The sequence below is a fragment of the Leucobacter insecticola genome, from assembly GCF_011382965.1.
GTDB classification, from domain to species: Bacteria; Actinomycetota; Actinomycetes; order Actinomycetales; family Microbacteriaceae; genus Leucobacter; species Leucobacter insecticola.
Genome location: NZ_CP049934.1, coordinates 749,618 through 768,187 on the forward strand (window position 1 = coordinate 749,618; position 18,570 = coordinate 768,187).

Here is an 18,570-nt window from a genome sequence, read left to right on the forward strand (position 1 = left end):
TCGGATTTCGACTCCCCCTCCTTATGCGACAGGTCGGCTACTGGCCTGAGGTCTCGTCGTTCGTGTCTGAGCGCCGCTTGCGCACGAGCAGGAACACGCCAGCAGCCAAGAGCAGCGCGGCAAGAGTCGACACGCCGATGATCGAAGCACCCGTCGCGGCAAGCCCATCACCCGGCTGCACCGCTCCACCATCCCTTGGACCGTTCGGGTCGGGCGTCGGGCCAGGCTTGCCCGGATTGGGGCCTGGCTTCTTGTCATCAGGGTCTGGCGCGGCGTCGTTCACCGAGACGGACACCGTCAGGGTGGCGGTCTGATTCAGATCGTCGGTGAGCGTGACCTGCACCGAGTCCAAGCCGACGTACCCGGCGTCCGGGGTGTACGTGAGCACTCCCGCAGTTGTCAGTGCAACGGTCCCGTGAGCTGCGCGAGCCGGAGCAGCATAGGTGACGCCAACACCAGACACCTTTGATGACAGGTTTGCGGTCACGGGGGTGTCTCGGGTTGTAGTGATCGCGAGATCCGTGCCTTTCGGCGCAGCCTGGACCGTAATCGTCACCTCGGCGGTCGCCGTGTTGTTGGCCGAGTCGGTCACCGTGTAAGTGAACGAGTCCGAGTTCGTGCCAGCCGCCGGGGTAAACGACACCTCGTTGCCGACAATCGTGGCAGTTCCGCCCCCCGTCGGTGAGGTCAGGCTTGCAAGCGTCAGCCCGGTGCCCTCGTCGTTGCTGAGGACATCGAGGGTGCTGCTGCTTGAGGCAGGCACGGTGAAGGTGTCGTCGTTCGCAATCAAACTCGAGCGTACGGTGAGGGTTGCTGCGTTTGTGTCCACAGAACCCAGGCCGTTGCTAAAGACAGCTCGGTAGGAGTCGCCAGTGAAGGCATCCGCCGAAGCAACATTAAGCGTCGTTGAGGTAGCTCCCGAAACGTCGGTCCAGCTGCCTGTCGAAGTCTTCCTCTGCCATTGCACAGTAGGCGCCTCATCACCCGAGGCAGCTGCGGTGAAGGACGCGGCCGAGCCAGCATCGATCTCTACGTCTGCGGGATGAGTGGTGATCACTGGCGCGGTGCCGTAGGTGTATCCATCAACGAAAGTCTGAGTTGCGCCGTCTGACCAGGTGACGACGACGTCAACCACGCCTGCGGAGTGTGCCGGGGCGGTTGCCGTTACGGTGCTGGTGGTTGCGCCGGCGAGCGTCGCGGTAACACCGTCGAAGGTCACGCTGGAAATTGTTCCGAGCGCAAAGCCCGCTAGGGGGCTTGGCACGCTCGTGGAGGGGAACCCCTGCCGGTCGAGATATCCCCAGCCGACCAGGCCGTTGTCTGCGGTCTTCGCGATCATGGAGCCGGGGAAGATCCATAGATCCTTCACGTCTGAGACGCCGTTGATCTTGGCTGGCATGACGTTGTATCCGGACGTTTGGCCGTCGCCGCGGCGACCGTTGTTGCCGGGGCCCCACGTCCACACGTTGCCCTCGGAATCGAGCGCGCCACCCGCACCAACGCGGACAAACTCGACACCGGCCGGTGCCTCAACCCGAACACCGTCAACGGAGCAGGCGAATGCGGAGCAGGGGCCGCCAAGAATCGATCCGTTCGTTTGGCCGGCGTTGTAGCCGCGCGCATACCAGTTGCCATCGCTCGCCTTTGCGTACAGGTTGTAGGTCGCAACCGTGTATTCACCGGTCCACGTTGCGCCCGCGGGTGCGGCCGGTGACATCACGACCTCAATCGGGAAACTCACCGTCGGGGTACTGACACCCAACTGACCATCTCCACTTGTGCCCCAGCCGAACAGTCTGCCGCTGGCTGTCGAGGTCACCACAAAGCTTCCCCCGGCCTGCACCGAAACGGCCTTCTCGCCCGCGGGGAGGGTGATCTTGACCGGGCTTACGACCTGGGTCGCGCTTCCGATCTTGGGGTTACCCCAACCGTAGAGGTCGCCATCCTCGGTAATCGCGAAGAAGGACTGGCCACCGGCACCGATCTCTTTGAATACCAGGTCCTGCGGGACATCGAGGGGTCCAGGGAGGGACTGCTTGAGGCCCGTCGAACCGCCGTTGCCGAGATAGCCGCCGTAGTTTGATCCCCAGCTCCAGAGATGCCCATCGCTATCGAGTGCCACCGCAGCGAGGCCGGTTTGGGCCAGCTTGGTGATCTTCACACCCTCGGGGAAGATCGCGGCAACCGGTTCGGTCAGGGGAGTGGTGGAGAGATAACCGGCACCTGCCTGCCCTAGTTCGTTGTTGCCCCAGCTGACCACGGTGCCGTCAGCGAGCAGCGCAGAGAACCCTGCCTCGCCGCTCGCGGAGAGGACTTCTTCTTGGATGCGATCCATCGTGAAACTGACTTCGGTTCCGCCAGCAGTCGGCCCTGAAGTGATGCTCATGGAGCTCGCGGCCTGGGCTGGGCCAGCCACGAGCAGGGAAGTAAGGATTGCCCCTGCTGTGACAGCTCCGAGGCTGCTTCGACGCCACGTTCGGCGCGCAAGACGTGTGCTCACGTTGTTTTCTCCCTCAGGAATTCCTAATTCATGATTGCGGAGAATCAGAACGAGTCCTCGGGCGAAGGTTTTGTCCCCCACGCCGCGGGCTCATGCCCCGCAGAAGTGACACCAAGAGTCATGGAAAAGCGACATCTGAAGCCAAAGATTAATAGTAGTGAAACAAACAGCAAATTCCAAACCCAAAATGGGCATTCGCCAGGATGTGGATGGCTTGGTGTCGCCGGCTCCGCTTGACGCAACCCAGGCGAGGTGTGTAGGTTCATTAGTGAAGTAACTAACCAGTGAACTTCGTGCAGCACACATCCGAAAGTGAGGTGGGGAGTGTTCGACGACACACGCCCGATCTTCCTGCAGCTCGCAGACCAGCTCGCAAGCGATATCTTGCGGGGAAAGTTTGCGGAGGAAGAACAGGTCCCCTCTACCAATGAGCTTGCAGCGCACATGCGCATTAACCCGGCGACGGCCGGCAAAGCTCTGAACCTTCTCGTCGACGAAGGCATCCTCTACAAAAAACGCGGCATCGGCATGTTCGTTGCGGAGGGCGCGACCAAGCGCATCGCCGCCGAACGGCAGCAGGGGCTCACCGAAAGCTACGTGAAGCCGCTGCTCGCCGAAGCGCGAGTCCTCGGGCTGACCGCCCAAGACATCATCAGACTCATCGAAAAGGAATCCGAACAATGACCCAGATCGCCATCGAAACCCGCGGGCTGACCCGCCGGTTTAAGGGCGCGACGGCGCTTGACGACGTCTCGCTGCAGATCCACACCAACACCATCACGGGTCTGCTCGGCCGCAACGGTGCCGGAAAGACCACGTTCATGTCGCTCGTCACGGCGCAGGATCAGCCAAGCTCCGGCACGGTGCACGTCGACGGCCAGGCGCCCTTTGAGCGCGCCGAGATCATCGAGCAGATGTGCTTCATCCGCGACAACCAGCGCTACCCCGACGACTACAAGCTGAAGCACGCGATCCGCGCCGCGCGCATTTTCTACCCGAACTGGGATCAGGCGGTGGCGGATCGGCTCATCGAGGCGTTCCGGATCCCGAGCAAACCGGTTGTGAAGAAGTTCTCGCGCGGGCAACTCTCGGCGCTCGGCATCGTGCTCGGCCTCGCCTCGCGCTCACCGATCACTTTCTTCGACGAGCCGTACCTCGGCCTCGACGCCACCGCACGCGCGATTTTCTACGACGAACTGCTCCGCGACTACGCCGAGCACCCGCGCACCATCATCCTGTCAACGCACCTCATCGATGAGATGGATCGCCTGCTTGAGCGGGTCATCATTCTCGAACAGGGGCGGGTGGTGCGCCACGACGAGGTCGACACCCTCCGTGGCGGCGCGTTCCAGGTAGCGGGCAAGGCCGCGGCGCTCGACGCGTTTGTGGCCGACCGCAGCGTGTTGTCCCGTCGCAGCGTTGGTGGGCTTGCGACCGCGGTGATCGGCGAGCCGGTGCAAGCTCAGGATCGCGCCGCCGCCGAGGCCGCCGGTCTCGACATCACGGCGGTGTCCCTGCAAGAACTTGTCGCCGCCTACGGGGTGGGCGATCCCGAATCTGAATCGACAGCAACCACGGCGTTGCGCGCGCCGCAGACCGAACGGAGCGCAGCATGAACCGCACACTCAAGGTGACCCGCCTGCATCTGAACAAAATTGGCCACTTCGCGGGGATCCCGCCGCAGATTCTTGGCATGGTGATGCTGGTGTCGATCGTGATCGCGCTCGCTTTCCAGCGCGCCGGAAGTGCGCCCGGCTCCTTCGATTACATTGACGGCGCGCGTTGGAACAGTGGCGTCGTCTGGTCGCTGCCGGGGTTCCTCATCTACTACGGCGTGCAGACCGTCGCCAGCACCTACCCCTTTGCGCTCGCGGTGGGTGTCACCAGGCGCAGCTTTGTGCTGGGCACCATCGTTGCAAACGCGCTGCAGGCCGCGTACATCGCGATCTTGCTCGTGATTCTGCTCGGGATCGAACTCGCGACCGGCCACTGGTTCATGTCGGTCTACGTGCTCGATGTCTACACACTGGGCTCGGGGAATCCGCTGGTGCTTGGAGCGACCGCGTTCCTCGGGGTCATGTTCTGCCTCACTGTCGGTGGGTTCTTTGCGGCAATCTGGGTGCGGTTTGGACCGAAGGGCCGACTGCGGTGGCGACGGGCGTCGCGCTGTTGCTCGCTGTGACCCTGCTGATCCTCGCCCCAAATCTTGGCGAGATCGTTGCCGGGATCACCGGTACGGCCCTCGCGCTCGCCGCGGTCGTGGTGATCGCGATCGCCCTCGTCGCGACCTGGTTCGCGATGCGCCGCGCCTCGGTACGTTAGGTCCGCTGGGCGCACGTCAGCCGCCGCCAACACGTCAGCCGGTACTCACACGTCAGCCGGTCAGAATCCGCGTATTCTGACCGGCTGAGCGGTGAGTACCGGCTGAATTGCTCAGACCAGGCGGCTACTTCTCCTCAGCCGCCGCGATCCACTCCTTTTCCTTCTGCACCCACTCGTTGTCTTGTGGGAAGTCTTCGACGCCGTGAATGCGACGCACCTCGAGCTTGGATCCCGGGCCAAGTGGGCACTTCCTCGCCCACTCCATTGCCTCTTCACGCGAGGTAACTTCGAGGATCCAGAACCCGTTGAACAGCGACTCGGTCGGCCCGTAAGCCCCCTCAACGATGGCCGGCGGATCCGCCGCGAAGTCCACCACGAAGCCTTCCTCGGGCTCGGTGAGCCCGTCACCGCCGGCCATCACCCCGGCGTTCACCATCTCTTCGTTGTAGCGCCCCATGGTGGCGATCATTTCTTCGAACGGGATCTCCCGTGAAGCGGCAATCGCCTCGTCGGTCGCCCGCATGATCAGCATGTATTTCATGGTGCACTCCCCGCTATCTCTGTTGTGTGCACAACAGAGTACGCCGTGATCCCACCCGCCACCAGACACCCGCACCCCGAAAAGCGCCGAGGTTGCATCTCACTGCCGAGAGTGCAGTTAGGAACTGCAACTTCGATGGTGAGATGCAACCTCGGCGAACTGGGTGGTTGAGCCCCTACTGGCTAACGAGCTTGGTGGGGGACCCGGGCGCACCCGGCTCGGCATCGCTGTTGTCGAAGGCGAGCCCTTGACGGGGTGCGTTGTAACGGTCGAGGTCGAGGATCCCCTCACGCCTCGCCACGATCGTTGGCACCAGGGCCTGGCCTGCGACATTGAGTGCGGTGCGGCCCATGTCGATAATGGGATCGACCGCGAGCAGCAGGCCCACGCCCTCGAGCGGTAGCCCGAGCGTCGACAGGGTCAGCGTCAGCATCACGGTCGCACCGGTCGTGCCGGCGGTAGCCGCCGATCCCACCACAGACACCAGCACAATCAACAGATACTGCACAAGCGTCAGCTCGATTCCGAAGAACTGCGCGATGAAGATCGCGGCCACCGCAGGGTAGACGGCGGCGCAACCGTCCATCTTGGTCGTCGCGCCGAGCGGCACCGCAAACGAGGCGTAGGCGCGGGGCACGCCGAGATTGCGTTCGGTGACACGCTCGGTGAGGGGCAGGGTGCCGATCGAGGAACGGCTGACGAAACCGAGCTGCACCGCAGGCCACACCCCGGAAAAATACTGGCGAACTGACAGCCCATGCGCGCGCACCAACACCGGGTACACCACGAACATTACAATCGCGAGGCCGATGTAGAGCACCGCGACGAACCAGGTGAGCGACCCCATCTTGTTCCAGCCGTATTCGGCGACGGCGTTGCCGATGAGGCCGAGGGTGCCGATGGGGGCGATGCGGATGATCCACCACAGCACCTTCTGGATGATGGCGAGCGCCGACTCGGTCAAGCGAATAAACGGTTCCGCCTTCTCGCCGATCTTCAGCGCGGCGATCCCGATCGCAACCGACACGACGATGACCTGGAGTACGTTGAACCCCGGGGTTGCCGAGACTGATCCGGTGTCAGCATTGAAGGATGCATTCACGCTCAGCCCGAGGAAGTTCGAAGGCACGAGGCCGATCAGGAAGTTCCACCAGGTACCCACGGCGTAGGGATCCCCGGGCTGCAAGGCAGAGTCCCCGGCCGCTGATGCGCCCGGCCGCAGGGTGACGCCGAGCAGGATCCCGATCGTCACGGCGATGAGGGCGGTGATCCCGAACCACAAGAGCGTTTGGCCCGCGAGCCTGGCCGCGTTGGTGACCTTCCGCAACCCGACGATGCTCGATACGATCGCGGTGAAGATCAGCGGTACGACCGCGGCGCGCAGCAGTGAGACGTAGCTGCTGCCGATCGTGGACAGTGTGGCGGTGAGGCCATTCGGGTTGTCCTCTGTGTCGGTGCCAATGGAGAGGGCGAGCGCGCCGAGTGCGAGGCCGAGGATGAGGGCAGCGAGGATCTGCCAACCAAACGAGGTCATCCATTTGGGGAGGCGGCGCTTGGGCTCCGTCGCGGGGGTGGTCGACACGGTGGTCCTTTCGGATAAGGGAATACGGGTGCCCGGATGGGGGCGCGGCTCGGAACTCCAGGCCGGTGACGAGCATAGCAAGTATTCGTGTAGCTTATGTCACATATTACAAAAGACGCGTAGTTGGCTCGGGATCGCGGCCGCACGCCCCGCGTCCGGTGGGAGCCGGGTAGGGTGGAGGCATGGCTGATTCTTCATTTGACGTAGTGAGCAAGGTCGACTCGATGGAGGTCGAGAACGCCGTGAACCAGGCGCGCAAAGAGGTCGAGCAGCGCTACGACTTCAAGGGCGTGGGCGCCGATGTGTCGCTGAGCGGCGAGACCATCATGATCAAGGCGAACACTGAAGAGCGCGCGAACGCGGTGCTTGACGTGCTGCAGTCCAAGATCATCAAGCGCGGCATGTCGATCAAAGTGCTCGACACCGGCGAGCCCTACCCGAGCGGTAAGGAATACCGTATCGAGTCGAAGCTCAAAGAGGGCATCGACCAGGCCACCGCGAAGAAGCTCAACAAGATGATCCGCGACGAGGGCCCGAAGGGCGTCAAGAGCCAGATCCAGGGCGACGAGCTGCGCGTCAGCTCAAAGAGCCGCGACGACCTGCAGGCGACGATGGCGCTGCTCAAGACTGCCGACATCGACGTCGCGCTGCAGTTCGTGAACTACCGCTAACGGTGCTCCGCGCAGCTGTGCATAGACTGTCTCCATGATTGGTGAGAATCTTCTTGGACCCGAACCCACACTGCTTGCTGCGGATCCCGAGGTAGAGGCGGCGCTCGCCGCTTTCGTGCCTGCGACTCAGGTGGTTCGGGATCACCCCGAGTCACCGCTCGCCTGGGCAGTGCTTGCTGACGAGGCCGACGCCGCCGGCCGCGAGATCGAGGCATACGCGTTTGCGCGCGTGGGATATCACCGCGGGCTGGATCGGCTACGGAAGTCGGGTTGGCGCGGGCAGGACCTGTGCCCTGGTCGCACGAGCCGAATCGCGGTGTGCTGCGGGCGCTGTTTGCGTTGCGCAGGGCCGCGGGCAAGATCGGGGAGACGAGCGAGGTCGAGCGGCTGACGGAGTTCTTGAACGGCGCGGATCCCGCAGCGATTGAGCAGATTGAGCAGATCGAGGCAGGATCTCGCTAGCAGTTCCCCAAAGTAGCGACGAGAAAGCACTATTGCGACGAGAAGCCCCTCCCCGTGCGCCGGTGGAGTGCTTTCTCGTCGAATCAATGCTTTCTCGACCGGCATCGCTGGGGCCTGCGCGATCCGTGTCGGCGGTGCTCGCTAGACTAGGGCGGTAACTGCCACCGTCAAAGGAAGGGGCTGAAATGCCCGCAGTGCTCATCACCGGTGCCCAGTGGGGCGATGAGGGTAAGGGTCGAGCGACCGATCTGCTCGGAAGTCGCGTCGACTACGTCGTCAAATTCAACGGCGGAAATAATGCTGGTCACACCGTAGTGGTCGGCGAAGAGAAGTACGCGCTTCACCTGCTGCCCTCCGGGATCCTGACCCCGGGTGTCACGCCCGTCATCTCGAACGGCGTAGTGATCGACCTTGAAGTCCTGAAGGGAGAGCTTGACGCGCTCAGCGGCCGCGGTGTCGACGTCTCCCGGCTCAAGGTCAGCGCGAACGCGCACGTCATCACCGCCTACCACCGCACCCTCGACAAGGTCACCGAGCGCTTCCTCGGCAAGCGCCAGATCGGCACGACGGGTCGTGGCATTGGCCCGGCCTACGCCGACAAGATCAACCGCGTCGGGATCCGGATCCAAGACATCTTCGACGAGGGGATTCTGCGCCAGAAGGTCGAGGCCGCGCTCGACTTCAAGAACCAGGTGCTCGTCAAGATCTACAACCGCCGCGCGATTTCCGCTGACGAGATCGTCGATGATCTGCTCTCCTACCGCGAGATGCTCGAGCCGATGGTGTGCGACACGGGTCTATTGCTGCACGAGGCCATGCAGACCGACAAAACGATCCTCTTCGAAGCCGGACAGGCGACCATGCTCGATATTGACCACGGAACGTACCCCTTCGTCACCTCCTCGAACGCGACCGCTGGCGGTGCCAGCACGGGTTCGGGCTGCCTCCTGCACAGCTCGATCGCGTCATTTCCGTCATCAAGGCGTACACGACGCGCGTCGGCGCTGGCCCCTTCCCGACGGAGCTTTTCGACGAATCAGGTGACTACCTTCGCACGCAAGGCTTCGAGTTCGGCACCACCACCGGGCGGCCACGCCGCTGCGGTTGGTATGACGCCCCGATGGCGCGGTACTCGGCGCGCATCAACGGTGTCACCGACTTCGTGCTGACCAAACTTGACGTGCTCTCCGGCCTCGACACGATTCCGGTCTGTGTCGCCTACGACGTCAACGGTGTGCGTCACGACGAGATGCCCGTCAACCAGAGCGACTACCACCACGCGAAGCCGATTTACGAGGAGTTCCCGGGCTGGTCCGAGGACATCTCGGGCGCGCGCAACTTCGAGGATCTGCCGCAGAACGCGCAAGATTACATTCTTGCGCTCGAAGCGATGAGCGGATCGCGGATCTCTGCCATCGGTGTTGGCCCCGAGCGGGAACAGGTCGTGGTTCGCCATGATCTGCTCGGATAAGGCCGCGCAGTGACTGCCGCGCAGGATCCGCAGCAGCGGCTTGAGCGCCTGCGCTCGAGCATCGACAACATTGATGCCGCGCTTGTCCACATGCTTGCCGAGCGGTTCCGCTGCACCCAAGAGGTCGGGGAGCTGAAGGCCGAGAACGCGATGCCTGCGTCGGATCCGGATCGCGAGGCGCGTCAGACTGCCAGGCTGAAGAGCCTCGCGGAAGACGCGCACCTCGATCCCGAGTTCGCCGAAAAGTGGTTTAACTTTGTGGTCGCCGAGGTGATCCAGCACCACAACCACATCGCCGACCGGGCCCGCGACTAGCACTAGTGTCCTGTGTCGCAAATTCGCTTCACATATCCCGGCACTCCCGCGGCGCATCGCGTCGTTGTCGTCACTCGACGATGCAACGGCATCGCCTCACTCCTCCGCCTCGCGCTGCATCCACCGGAGCACCGGGATCTGCAAGGCAACTTGCGACACAGGACACTAGCAGTCGCGGATATTTCCGTATACGATAATGCCATGAGTGAACATCTCCTACGCGGGAAGCTCGTCACCGATGAGCAGATTCAGGCGTGGGCCGATGAGGCCGAGGCGGGTTACGACCTTTCGAAATTGCCAAAGCCCCGTCGGGGACGGCCCCCGGTTGGTGAAGGCCCCGGTGTAGTGGTGCCCGTCCGCTTTGATGAGGCCACTATTGCCGCGCTGACAGCGCGTGCGCGGGCTGAGGGATCACGACGCGTTCAGAGGCCATCCGGGCAGCGGTACGCGAGTGGACGAATGTCGCCTGAGCTACACCCATCTGCTCGAAAGCACTACCGACGTGACCGACTTGACGACGAAGCTGTGCGGTACGCAGCAACTCACATTTTCAACTCGCGGCCGCTCGATGATGAAGACGATCCACGCCGCTGGCTCATGGTCGGGAGTGATCCTGCCGGACGACTCCTGGAACTGGTCATGCTCATCTTTGATGATGGCTACGAAATTATCATTCACGCAATGAAAGCCCGTCCCCAATTCATTGAGGAGCTCTGACTGATCGCGTCGCCGAGGTGATCCAGCACCACAACCACATCGCCGACCGGGCCCGCGACTAACGGCGCATTGCCGGCTCCAACCGCCGGTTGAGCGAACGGAGTGAGTCGAAACCAAGGGAGACGTTCACCTTGATTTCGACTTGCCTACGGCTCGTTCAATCGGCGGATACGAGCTCCTGCCAAGAACGGGCCACGCGGATCGCGGTGAGCACCCGCGTTCGTAGGGCGTTGCCGCGTTCGGTGAAACCGCGCTGCAGCTGGGTGTACTCGCGCTTGCCCTCGGGTGTTTCGATCGGGATCGCGGCAAGCCCGAGCGAAGACACATCGTAGGGCGAGGCCTGCATGTCGACCACACGAATATCGCGCGCGAGCTCGAAAGCGTCGAGCAGCAGTTCGCCCGGGATGATCGGGCCGAGCTTTGCCGCCCACTTGTAGACGTCCATGCCGGCGTGCAGGCAGCCCGCCTGCTCCAGCTCCGGCTGCGTCTCGCGCGTCGGCTGCACCGTGTTCAGCGGCGCCGCCTCGGGGGTGAAGAACCGGAACGCGTCGAAGTGGGTACACGCGATCGGATGTTCCTCCACCACCAGGTCGGTCGCCTCGTGGCCAATGCGCAGCGGCAGCGCGGCGTGGCGGATCTGCTCGGGGGTCATGCGGTAGACCATCGCCCACTCGTGCAGGCCGAAGCAGCCGTAGCGTGGGGTGCGTTCGAGGGTCGCAGTGAGGAGTTGCTCCACATAGTCGACGGTGGCGCCGCGCGTGGCGAAGAACTCGGTGAGGTCAACAACAGAGCCTGAAGCCTCGGATCCCGGCGCGATAGATGCCGCAGCGGTGCTGGTGTAGTGCCGCCAGGATCCGCGATCCGCGTCTTCAAGAAACACCCCGGCACCGGGGTGCCAACGTCGCAGCTCCCGCGGTTTCACGGAGTAGTAGGTCCACAGGAAGTCTTCGACCGGATGCTTCTCACCGCGCTGGCTTCGCTCGCGGTGTGCGAGGGAGAGCGCGTCGGCGCGTTGCTCGTGTGCTGCCGCGAGTGGTTGCCACTGTGCGGCGGGGATCCTGCGCACCGTGGAGGTCGAAATGCTGCTGGCGGTCACCCTGCGAGTGTACCCGGACCTTGCTGTCGACCCCGCGGGCCGCGTTCGTGGCTGCGGTTCACCGTCGAGCTCGTGCACGACCGTTACGCCGGCGGATCGGCGTCCCGCCCGCGGAGCCGATCGATGTCGCGCCGTTCCCGCTTCGTGGGCCTGCCTGCGCCGCGATCCCGAACGATGTCTGCCGGGCGCTCGACGCGGGGGAGCGGCGGCGGGGTGAGGTCTTCAAAATACTGCGCGGCCTCGGTCGCGCTGCCCCGTCTCGTCGCGAGACCGGTGACGCGGTAAATCTTGTCGAAGCCGTGCAGCCGCACGCGCACTTCGTCCCCGATCTTCACCTGCTGCGCGGCCTTGGCGGTCGCGGAATTGATGCGCACGTGGCCCCCGCGGCACAGGGCTGTCGCTTGACTGCGCGTCTTCGCGAGGCGCACCGCCCACACCCAACTGTCAATTCGTACACCCACGCCTGACACACTACTGCCCCGGGCTCGGGATCCGCATCACGGCGCCTCCGAGGAGGCGTGCACGGTCTGTTCACGCCGGGCTCGCAGGGCGCCCAGCGATCCGCAACTCCACAGCGCCCACAGCATGAGCAGCGGCTGGAAGACGAGGCGAACCCCGCGTGCGGTGTCGCTCGTCAGCCCGAACGCGTCGGTTCCGGTCATGAACTGTGAGATGTTGCCGGGGAACACGGCGAGAAAGAACGCCGCGGCGATCCAGCCGAGCGGCACACGAAACCTGGGGAGCACCACGAGGGTTGCGCCCAGCACAATCTCCACGATCCCGGAGGCCACCACCACAACATCCACGTCGAGTGGCACCCAGCTTGGAACCTGTGCCTGAAATTCGGCCCGCGCGAAGCTCACGTGCGCGGTCCCTGCGAATACCAAGCCCGCTCCGAGAATCATACGGGCGATGTGCTGGATCAGGGATCCTTGGGGGTGCCTGCCGTTGAGCTGTTCCACTGGTCCCCGCCTTCTCTGCTGTTGGGTGCGGCTGCTTTGGTGCGGCGTGAATTTCCTGGCGCACCCCAACTGTAACCCCGCCGGGGTCGATAATAGAGACATGCCCGTCGACTACGTCACCATCGCCGGCGCTGTCGACTCGGAAATCGAAATCTCTCGTTCCCGGTTTCTTACCCGGCTTGAGCGGGTCAGCGACGAAGCCGCCGCCCGCGAGGTGATCGCGGCGGCCAGGAGCGCGCACCCGAGAGCCCGGCACCACTGCTCGGCCTTTGTGATCGGCCCCGATGCGCGGGTGCAGCGCTCCAACGATGATGGCGAACCGAGCGGCACCGCGGGCGCGCCGATGCTCGACGCGCTGGTCTCGGCGGGGCTCAGTGATGTGGTGGCCGTGGTGACGCGCTACTTCGGCGGGGTGCTGCTTGGGGCTGGTGGCCTCACCCGTGCCTATCGGGCTGCGGTGGCGGAGGCGGTCCTCAAGGCCTCGCGTGTCGAGCGTGTGCTGCGGCGGGAGGTCCAGGTGAGCGCGGCCTACGATGTCGCCGCGCAGATCGAGGCGGAGGCGCGCCGCCGCGGCTACGGGGTCGGTGAGGCGAGCTATACCGAGCGCGTGACGCAGCAGTACTTACTCGCGGAGGAAGACTGCCACGCGCTCGAGGCGCTCGCGGCCGAGCTCAGCGCGGGTGCCGCCGTGGTGGTGCCCGGCGAGTCACGCTACCTGGATCTGCGGGTCTAGGGCCCCTTCAGGCGAACCACAGTGTCAGCGGCCCGCGATACGCTTGAGGAATGGAATTCTGGGCAGAGATCGTCGGGCAGACCGATGCTGTGCGCATTCTGCAGCAGGAGGCCGCGGCGCCCGGGTCACACGCCTGGCTGATCACCGGGCCACCGGGATCCGGCCGTTCAAATCTGGCCTTCCGTTTCGCTGCCGCGCTGATCGCCCGCGATGAGAGTGAACGCGAGGCGGTGTTCGCGCAGGTGCGGGCGCGCACGCACCCAGACCTTGGTGTGTTGACAACCCAGAAGCTCCTGATTGATATCAAGGCGGCCCGAGAGATCGTCACTACGGCGCACTACTCACCGGCCGCTGGTCGCTACCGCGTGATCGTCATCGAAGACGCCGATCGCATGCCCGAGCGCACCTCAAATGTGCTCCTAAAGGCGCTCGAAGAACCTCCAGAGCGCACTATCTGGATCCTGTGCGCCCCGAGCGAAGCGGATCTGCTCCCCACGATCCGCTCGCGTGCCCGGTCGCTCAGGCTCGTCACCCCGAGCACCGCTGATATCGCGAAGCTCCTGCATGAACGTGACGGCATTGATGAGGTCGCCGCGGAGCGCGCTGCGCGGCTCGCGCAGAGCCATATCGGCATGGCGCGACGACTCGCGACGGATCCTGACTCGATGCAGCGTCGCGATCGTACGATCGAGATCGCACTTGGTATTGAGACCCTCGGCGACGCGATGCGCGCCGCGGCCTCGCTCCTAAAAGTCGCAGAGGCAGATGCAGCCGCAATCACCGAACTGCTTGACACCCGCGAGCGCGAGGACGCGGTTCGCAGTTTGGGCCTTGCGCCGGGGGCTGCGATCCCCGCGCAGATGCGATCGCAGATGAAGGCGCTCGAAGAGGATCAGAAGCGCCGCGCGACCCGTAGCCTGCGTGACGGGATCGACCGGATCCTGACCGACCTGCTCTCGCTGTATCGTGACGTGCTGTTGCGGGCGTTGGGCGCGGACCCTGAGCTCGTCAACCTTGAGCAGGCGGGACGCATCGAGGAACTTGCTGAGCGCTGGAGTGCAGAGCAGGCGCTCGCAATGGTCACCGCGATTGAGACTGCGCGCGAGCGGCTCGCCCGCAGTGTCACCCCCGGACTAGTCCTTGAAGCGCTGTTTGCCAGCGTCGTAATGAGCAAGATTGCAGGAGCGGAGCAGTACGTATGACCGAACAACAGGGCGAGCAGTTCACCGCAGTCGAGCGGGAGGTTCCGGCCGAGCCCGCAGGCACGCAGGGCGGTTCCGTGCAGCGGCGTTTGCTCCGCTGGCCCGTCTTGATTGCCGTGGTGGCTGCGATCGTGCTCGTGGTGGGTGTCACCGTGCCACTGTTCTTCCTGACGGGTCAGTCAAAGTCGGAGGTAGGTCCGCTACCGACACCGCCGAGCGATGAAATCGAGAGCTTCGGCGAGCAGGTACCCCTGTGGCGGGATTGTGCCGAAGGCATGCAATGCGCTGATGTGTATGCGCCGTTGGATTGGAATGATCCGGCGGGAGAACGAATCACACTAGCCCTCGTGAAGCAGCCCGCGACCGGTGGCGATCCAATTGGTTCGCTCTTCGTGAACCCCGGTGGCCCGGGCGCCTCTGGCCTCGATTACGTCAAAAGCAACATCGACGGTGCCGTGCAGCCTGAGGTGCAGCGCGCCTATGACGTGATTGGCTGGGATCCGCGCGGAGTCGGGCAGTCGACGCCCGTGGCCTGCGTCGATGCGCGAGAAATGGACGAGTACCTGTTCGGCAGCGAAGAAACCGACGATCTCACCCAGGGCAGCGACGAGTGGATCGACGCCGCACTCGAAGAGACCGCCAAGTTCGGCGAGGCCTGCGAAGAGCGCACCGGAGCGCTTCTCGGGCACGTTGATACGGCCTCGACCGTGCAGGATCTCGACATGCTGCGCGCGATCGTGGGGGATCCGAAGCTCAATTACCTGGGTTACTCCTACGGCACCTTCATCGGCGCGCTCTATGCCGATGCGTACCCCGAGCGCGTCGGACGTTTGGTGCTCGATGGTGCGATGGATCCCGCCGCGGATCTCAGCGATGTGATGCGAGAACAGACCCGCGGTTTCGAGCTTGCTCTTCGTGCCTACGTCACCGACTGCCTCGGACGGAATCTGTGCCCCTTCAGCGGCACCGTCGACGAGGCGATGGCGAAGATTGGGCAGATGCTCGACAGGGTAGATGCGACGCCGCTGAAGGGTTCAGACGGCCGCATGCTCACCTCGGGGACCATGCTCACCGCGATCATCACGCCGCTCTATTCGGAGAGCAACTGGTCGTACCTTGACGAGCTTTTCAGGACGGTAAACAAGGGGAATGCCGACGTGGCGTTGTCGCTCGCCGACTTCTACTATGACCGTGAAGACGGCAAATACCTGAGCAATTCGACCGAGGCATTCTCCGCGATCAACTGTCTCGACTATCCGAACGCCCTGGATCCCGAGCGCATGCGTGCAGAAGCGAAAGAGCTTGAGGAGATAGCGCCTACGATCGGGCGGTTCCAGGGCTACGGCGACGTCTCGTGCGCAAGCTGGCCGTTCCCGGGAGTTGCGGAGCGGAGCGGTGTCACTGGAGCGGGAGCGGATCCGATTCTTGTAGTCGGCACAACGGGGGATCCCGCAACGCCCTATCGCTGGGCCGAATCACTCGCAAACCAGCTTGAAAGTGGCACCCTGGTCACCTACGAGGGTGAAGGGCATACGGCGTACGGCAAGAACAGCTGCATCAACACAATCGTTGACGCGTACCTGCTGACGGGTGCGGTTCCTGAGGGGGATCCGCGCTGTTCTTGAGTGGGGAGGCGAGTCCGGGATGATTTAGAACGCAAGGTTCTCTGACCCGGGCGCGGCGATCAGAAGTCCGGTGATCTTGCCCGAGTTGTTGTAGGCCACCCGACCGAGCCATTCACCTGCCTCGTGCTGCAGCGTCGTCTGCACGACCGTTCCCGCGATCAGCCGACGGTTCGCAAATTTACTCAGCGCGTTCGCGCCGTCCGGGGTCTGCGCGGTTGAGTCGACGCAGCCGGTGAGCTGGCCAGAGTCGGCCGTGACTTGGCTCCACACGCCCCTGATTTTGCGCTTGGTCAGCGCGCGAGCGCAAGTGTACGTCATGTGTGCCCGAACCGCCTCGTAGTTTTCGGCGCCAAGATCCTTGAACACCTGGTGGGTTCGCTCGATCAGATCGATGGTGTGTGATGACATGAGTTCTCCTTCGTGTTGCGTGCTGAATCTCTTGAACGCTGCTTGTCGGCTGATGCCCAGGGCGTCTCCGATGGATTGCCATGAAGTGCCGTGCTCACGCGCTGCCACCACCAGTTCATGGAGCAGCTCTCGTGAACGACGCGTGAGCTGGTCTGCGTGCTGGATCATCGCGATATCTTCGTTCGGTGCGTCGGCTCCGGCTTCGAGGAGCGTTGCGAGAGCGACGAGCGTTGGGCTGCTCTGTGGTGGTGAATCGGCCGTGATCTGCTCCATGACACGAAGGCTATGCGGCAAAAGTGTGAATGTCAACCAAATGGCGATATTCACACATTTGCGGTGCTCGCCTCGATGTGTGGCCGGGGGCTCCTGCATGCTAGAGTGTTACCTCGTGTGCGAGAGCAATTTCGCGCCAGGCCGCCTTAGCTCAGGGGTAGAGCAGTTCCCTCGTAAAGAACAGGTCGTCGGTTCAAATCCGACAGGCGGCTCCATGAGAATGGAGGCCTTCTAGATCTCTGGGGTGCGGTTGGATTTGAACCGCCGACCTACGGTCGTGCGGGCCGGTGCCGCCCACGGCGGCAGCCCACGGAGCGTAGCGCGGGGTGGGGACTCCACAAGCCCATAAGCTAGAAGGGTGAGCGACAATCCGAGAGCAGTCCCAATCGCGGATCCCATGATCGACCCGAAAACTGCCGAGGTAGCCGCAGAAGCGGCAGTGTCTGTATCCCAAAAGGCATCCGGGTCCGCAGCATCGAAGCCCCGGATCGCGGTCTGGGACAATGCCCGTTTTGTCCTGATCGCGCTTGTGGTCATCGGTCACACTATTTCGACGGTGCGCACCGATTCAGACTTTGCATTCGGTCTCTACGCCTACATCTATCTCTTTCATATGCCTGCAATGATCCTGCTCTCCGGCATGTTCTCTCGAACCGAGGTCAATGCGAAGGCTTTCCGCGGTGTCGTGCAACTGATCGTGCTGTGGTTGGTCTGGGAGGGGATCTGGGCGATCCTGAATTTCTGGGTGGAGGGCAGGCCTCTCGGCAAGAACTTCCTCGTGTCGCCCGCGTGGACGCTCTGGTTCATCGTCACCCTCGTAACGATGCGCATTCTGTTGCCGTACATCGCGAGACTTCGCCACCCGCTCATGTTCTCGATCGCTATCGCGCTCATCGCCGGGCTCAGCCCGGAGATCGGCAGCCAGTTCTCTGCCTCGCGCACCCTCTGTTTTTTCCCCTTCTTTGTCGCGGGGTGGCTGATTCGGGATCGCGGTGTGCTCGACGGCGCCTGGTTCATGAGCCCTGCCCGGGCGGCTCGCGCGACGGGGTGGGCTTTGCTCGGAGCGATCGGGATCGCCTTCTTGCTTGTGCCCCAGCTGCGCAGTGAGTGGCGCATCGACAAGTGGCTCACCTGGCGCGACAGCTATGGCTGGTTGTTTGCGAATGCTCCGCTTGGAGACTGGAAGCCGAGCGAGTGGTTTGCGATTTCAGGCGGCGGGATCGTTGTGGCTGCGTCACTATTGCTGCTCGCCGGGGCCATGACGCTCGCGCTCCTTCTGGTGGTGCCGCGTCGGGCTAGCGTCATAACGGTGTGGGGATCCCGCACCCTCTTTGTCTACCTGTTGCACGGCCCGGTTGTCTGGGTGCTGCGTGAGACGGGCAGCATTGCCGCGATCAACTCGCTCACGATTGGGCCGATTTCGGTCGGCGTACCGGTGATGATTTTGGGGGCGGTCGTGTTGACCATGCTGCTGTCGATGACCTGGGTGACTCGGGCCTTCAAACCGATTATCGAACCCTCTGTCGATTGGATGCTACAGCGCCCGTCACACTAGTGTCCCGTGTCGCAAGTTGCTTTGCAGATACCGGTGCTCCGGTGGATGCATCGCGAGGCGGAGGAGTGAGGCGATGCCGTTGCATCGTCGAGTGACGACAACGACGCGATGCGCCGCCGGAGTGCCGGGATATGT

The 18,570-nt window shown here is 63.5% G+C and carries 18 protein-coding genes, 1 tRNA gene and 2 pseudogenes; 14 read left to right on the top strand and 7 right to left on the bottom strand.

All coding sequences use genetic code 11. The annotated features are described in order from the left end of the window. Positions 1-37 precede the first annotated feature (37 nt). Positions 38-2,500, bottom strand: a complete 2,463-nt coding sequence (locus G7067_RS03550) for an Ig-like domain-containing protein (RefSeq protein ID WP_166322037.1) — start codon at positions 2,498-2,500, stop codon at positions 38-40. Between the two features lie 324 nt (positions 2,501-2,824). Here G7067_RS03550 and G7067_RS03555 point away from each other — a divergent pair, with 324 nt between their 5' ends. From G7067_RS03555 to G7067_RS14030, 4 genes are read left to right on the top strand one after another with little or no spacing between them, the layout of a single operon-like run. Next, complete coding sequence (locus tag G7067_RS03555; protein ID WP_166322039.1) at positions 2,825-3,184, top strand: GntR family transcriptional regulator; 360 nt, start codon at positions 2,825-2,827, stop codon at positions 3,182-3,184. Then, on the top strand, positions 3,181-4,116 hold the full coding sequence (locus G7067_RS03560; protein WP_166322041.1) for an ABC transporter ATP-binding protein: 936 nt from the start codon (positions 3,181-3,183) through the stop codon (positions 4,114-4,116). The genes G7067_RS03555 and G7067_RS03560 overlap by 4 nt, the downstream gene beginning before the upstream one ends. After that, positions 4,113-4,682 carry a hypothetical protein gene (locus G7067_RS03565; protein ID WP_244301228.1) on the top strand — a complete coding sequence of 190 codons (570 nt, stop codon included), beginning with the start codon at positions 4,113-4,115 and terminating at the stop codon, positions 4,680-4,682. Before G7067_RS03560 ends, G7067_RS03565 begins: the two co-directional genes overlap by 4 nt. Beyond that, on the top strand, positions 4,649-4,822 hold the full coding sequence (locus G7067_RS14030; RefSeq protein WP_244301229.1) for a hypothetical protein: 174 nt from the start codon (positions 4,649-4,651) through the stop codon (positions 4,820-4,822). The genes G7067_RS03565 and G7067_RS14030 overlap by 34 nt, the downstream gene beginning before the upstream one ends. 124 nt (positions 4,823-4,946) lie before the next feature. Here G7067_RS14030 and G7067_RS03570 read toward each other — a convergent pair whose 3' ends face one another. Both G7067_RS03570 and G7067_RS03575 read right to left on the bottom strand, forming a co-directional pair. Next, complete coding sequence (locus G7067_RS03570; protein WP_166322043.1) at positions 4,947-5,363, bottom strand: YciI family protein; 417 nt, start codon at positions 5,361-5,363, stop codon at positions 4,947-4,949. Between the two features lie 175 nt (positions 5,364-5,538). Further along, positions 5,539-6,897, bottom strand: coding sequence for a dicarboxylate/amino acid:cation symporter (locus tag G7067_RS03575; protein WP_166325705.1), 1,359 nt, complete (start codon positions 6,895-6,897; stop codon positions 5,539-5,541). Positions 6,898-7,127: 230 nt separating this feature from the next. Here G7067_RS03575 and G7067_RS03580 point away from each other — a divergent pair, with 230 nt between their 5' ends. The 5 genes and pseudogenes from G7067_RS03580 (at position 7,128) to G7067_RS14825 (ending at position 10,581) form a co-directional block, all read left to right on the top strand. Further along, positions 7,128-7,616: a YajQ family cyclic di-GMP-binding protein gene (locus G7067_RS03580; protein ID WP_166322045.1), complete on the top strand. Its 489-nt coding sequence runs from the start codon at positions 7,128-7,130 to the stop codon at positions 7,614-7,616. Between the two features lie 34 nt (positions 7,617-7,650). Continuing rightward, positions 7,651-8,078, top strand: a pseudogene (locus tag G7067_RS03585) (DUF3151 domain-containing protein). 185 nt (positions 8,079-8,263) lie between these two features. After that, positions 8,264-9,549 (top strand): annotated as a pseudogene (locus G7067_RS03590) (adenylosuccinate synthase). 9 nt (positions 9,550-9,558) lie between these two features. Continuing rightward, on the top strand, positions 9,559-9,864 hold the full coding sequence (locus G7067_RS03595) for a chorismate mutase (RefSeq protein WP_166322047.1): 306 nt from the start codon (positions 9,559-9,561) through the stop codon (positions 9,862-9,864). Between the two features lie 201 nt (positions 9,865-10,065). After that, positions 10,066-10,581 (top strand): hypothetical protein, encoded by a 516-nt coding sequence (locus G7067_RS14825; protein WP_341872864.1) that lies wholly within the window; start codon positions 10,066-10,068, stop codon positions 10,579-10,581. A 157-nt stretch (positions 10,582-10,738) separates the two neighbouring features. On the opposite strand, the gene G7067_RS03610 is transcribed toward G7067_RS14825, so the two are convergent. The 3 genes from G7067_RS03610 to G7067_RS03620 all read right to left on the bottom strand — a co-directional run bounded on the left by G7067_RS03610 (position 10,739) and on the right by G7067_RS03620 (position 12,582). Continuing rightward, a complete protein-coding gene (locus G7067_RS03610; protein WP_244301231.1) occupies positions 10,739-11,677 on the bottom strand; it encodes a 3-methyladenine DNA glycosylase in 939 nt (312 codons plus the stop codon). 83 nt (positions 11,678-11,760) lie between these two features. Then, positions 11,761-12,147, bottom strand: a complete 387-nt coding sequence (locus G7067_RS03615) for an RNA-binding S4 domain-containing protein (protein WP_166322051.1) — start codon at positions 12,145-12,147, stop codon at positions 11,761-11,763. Positions 12,148-12,174: 27 nt separating this feature from the next. Then, positions 12,175-12,582, bottom strand: a complete 408-nt coding sequence (locus G7067_RS03620) for a DoxX family protein (RefSeq protein WP_166325711.1) — start codon at positions 12,580-12,582, stop codon at positions 12,175-12,177. Positions 12,583-12,739: 157 nt separating this feature from the next. On the opposite strand from G7067_RS03620, the gene G7067_RS03625 reads away from it, so the two are divergent. The 3 genes from G7067_RS03625 to G7067_RS03635 are packed head-to-tail and all read left to right on the top strand — an operon-like array spanning position 12,740 to position 16,199. Continuing rightward, positions 12,740-13,372, top strand: coding sequence for a YigZ family protein (locus G7067_RS03625; RefSeq protein ID WP_166322053.1), 633 nt, complete (start codon positions 12,740-12,742; stop codon positions 13,370-13,372). Positions 13,373-13,422: 50 nt separating this feature from the next. Then, positions 13,423-14,574, top strand: coding sequence for a DNA polymerase III subunit delta' (locus tag G7067_RS03630; RefSeq protein WP_166322055.1), 1,152 nt, complete (start codon positions 13,423-13,425; stop codon positions 14,572-14,574). Next, positions 14,571-16,199, top strand: a complete 1,629-nt coding sequence (locus tag G7067_RS03635; RefSeq protein WP_166322057.1) for an alpha/beta hydrolase — start codon at positions 14,571-14,573, stop codon at positions 16,197-16,199. Before G7067_RS03630 ends, G7067_RS03635 begins: the two co-directional genes overlap by 4 nt. A gap of 24 nt (positions 16,200-16,223) precedes the next feature. Here the strand turns inward: G7067_RS03635 and G7067_RS03640 are convergent, their stop codons facing one another. Continuing rightward, entirely contained in the window at positions 16,224-16,880 is a 657-nt protein-coding gene (locus G7067_RS03640) for a hypothetical protein (RefSeq protein ID WP_166322059.1), read from the bottom strand. A 140-nt stretch (positions 16,881-17,020) separates the two neighbouring features. Between G7067_RS03640 and G7067_RS03645 the strand changes: the two genes are divergently transcribed. After that, positions 17,021-17,095, top strand: a tRNA-Thr gene (locus G7067_RS03645). A 143-nt stretch (positions 17,096-17,238) separates the two neighbouring features. Further along, a complete protein-coding gene (locus G7067_RS03650) occupies positions 17,239-18,435 on the top strand; it encodes an acyltransferase family protein (protein WP_244301232.1) in 1,197 nt (398 codons plus the stop codon). The last annotated feature ends 135 nt before the right edge of the window (positions 18,436-18,570 follow it).

Coding starts and splice junctions, on each gene's coding strand:
- G7067_RS03560 (WP_166322041.1), top strand. CDS start 3,181: ATGACCCAGATCGCCATCGAAACCCGCGGGCTGACCCGCCGGTTTAAG.
- G7067_RS03640 (WP_166322059.1), bottom strand. CDS start 16,880: ATGGAGCAGATCACGGCCGATTCACCACCACAGAGCAGCCCAACGCTC.
- G7067_RS03580 (WP_166322045.1), top strand. CDS start 7,128: ATGGCTGATTCTTCATTTGACGTAGTGAGCAAGGTCGACTCGATGGAG.
- G7067_RS14825 (WP_341872864.1), top strand. CDS start 10,066: ATGAGTGAACATCTCCTACGCGGGAAGCTCGTCACCGATGAGCAGATT.
- G7067_RS03575 (WP_166325705.1), bottom strand. CDS start 6,897: ATGACCTCGTTTGGTTGGCAGATCCTCGCTGCCCTCATCCTCGGCCTC.
- G7067_RS03625 (WP_166322053.1), top strand. CDS start 12,740: ATGCCCGTCGACTACGTCACCATCGCCGGCGCTGTCGACTCGGAAATC.
- G7067_RS03630 (WP_166322055.1), top strand. CDS start 13,423: ATGGAATTCTGGGCAGAGATCGTCGGGCAGACCGATGCTGTGCGCATT.
- G7067_RS03565 (WP_244301228.1), top strand. CDS start 4,113: ATGAACCGCACACTCAAGGTGACCCGCCTGCATCTGAACAAAATTGGC.
- G7067_RS03570 (WP_166322043.1), bottom strand. CDS start 5,363: ATGAAATACATGCTGATCATGCGGGCGACCGACGAGGCGATTGCCGCT.
- G7067_RS03620 (WP_166325711.1), bottom strand. CDS start 12,582: ATGATTCTCGGAGCGGGCTTGGTATTCGCAGGGACCGCGCACGTGAGC.
- G7067_RS03635 (WP_166322057.1), top strand. CDS start 14,571: ATGACCGAACAACAGGGCGAGCAGTTCACCGCAGTCGAGCGGGAGGTT.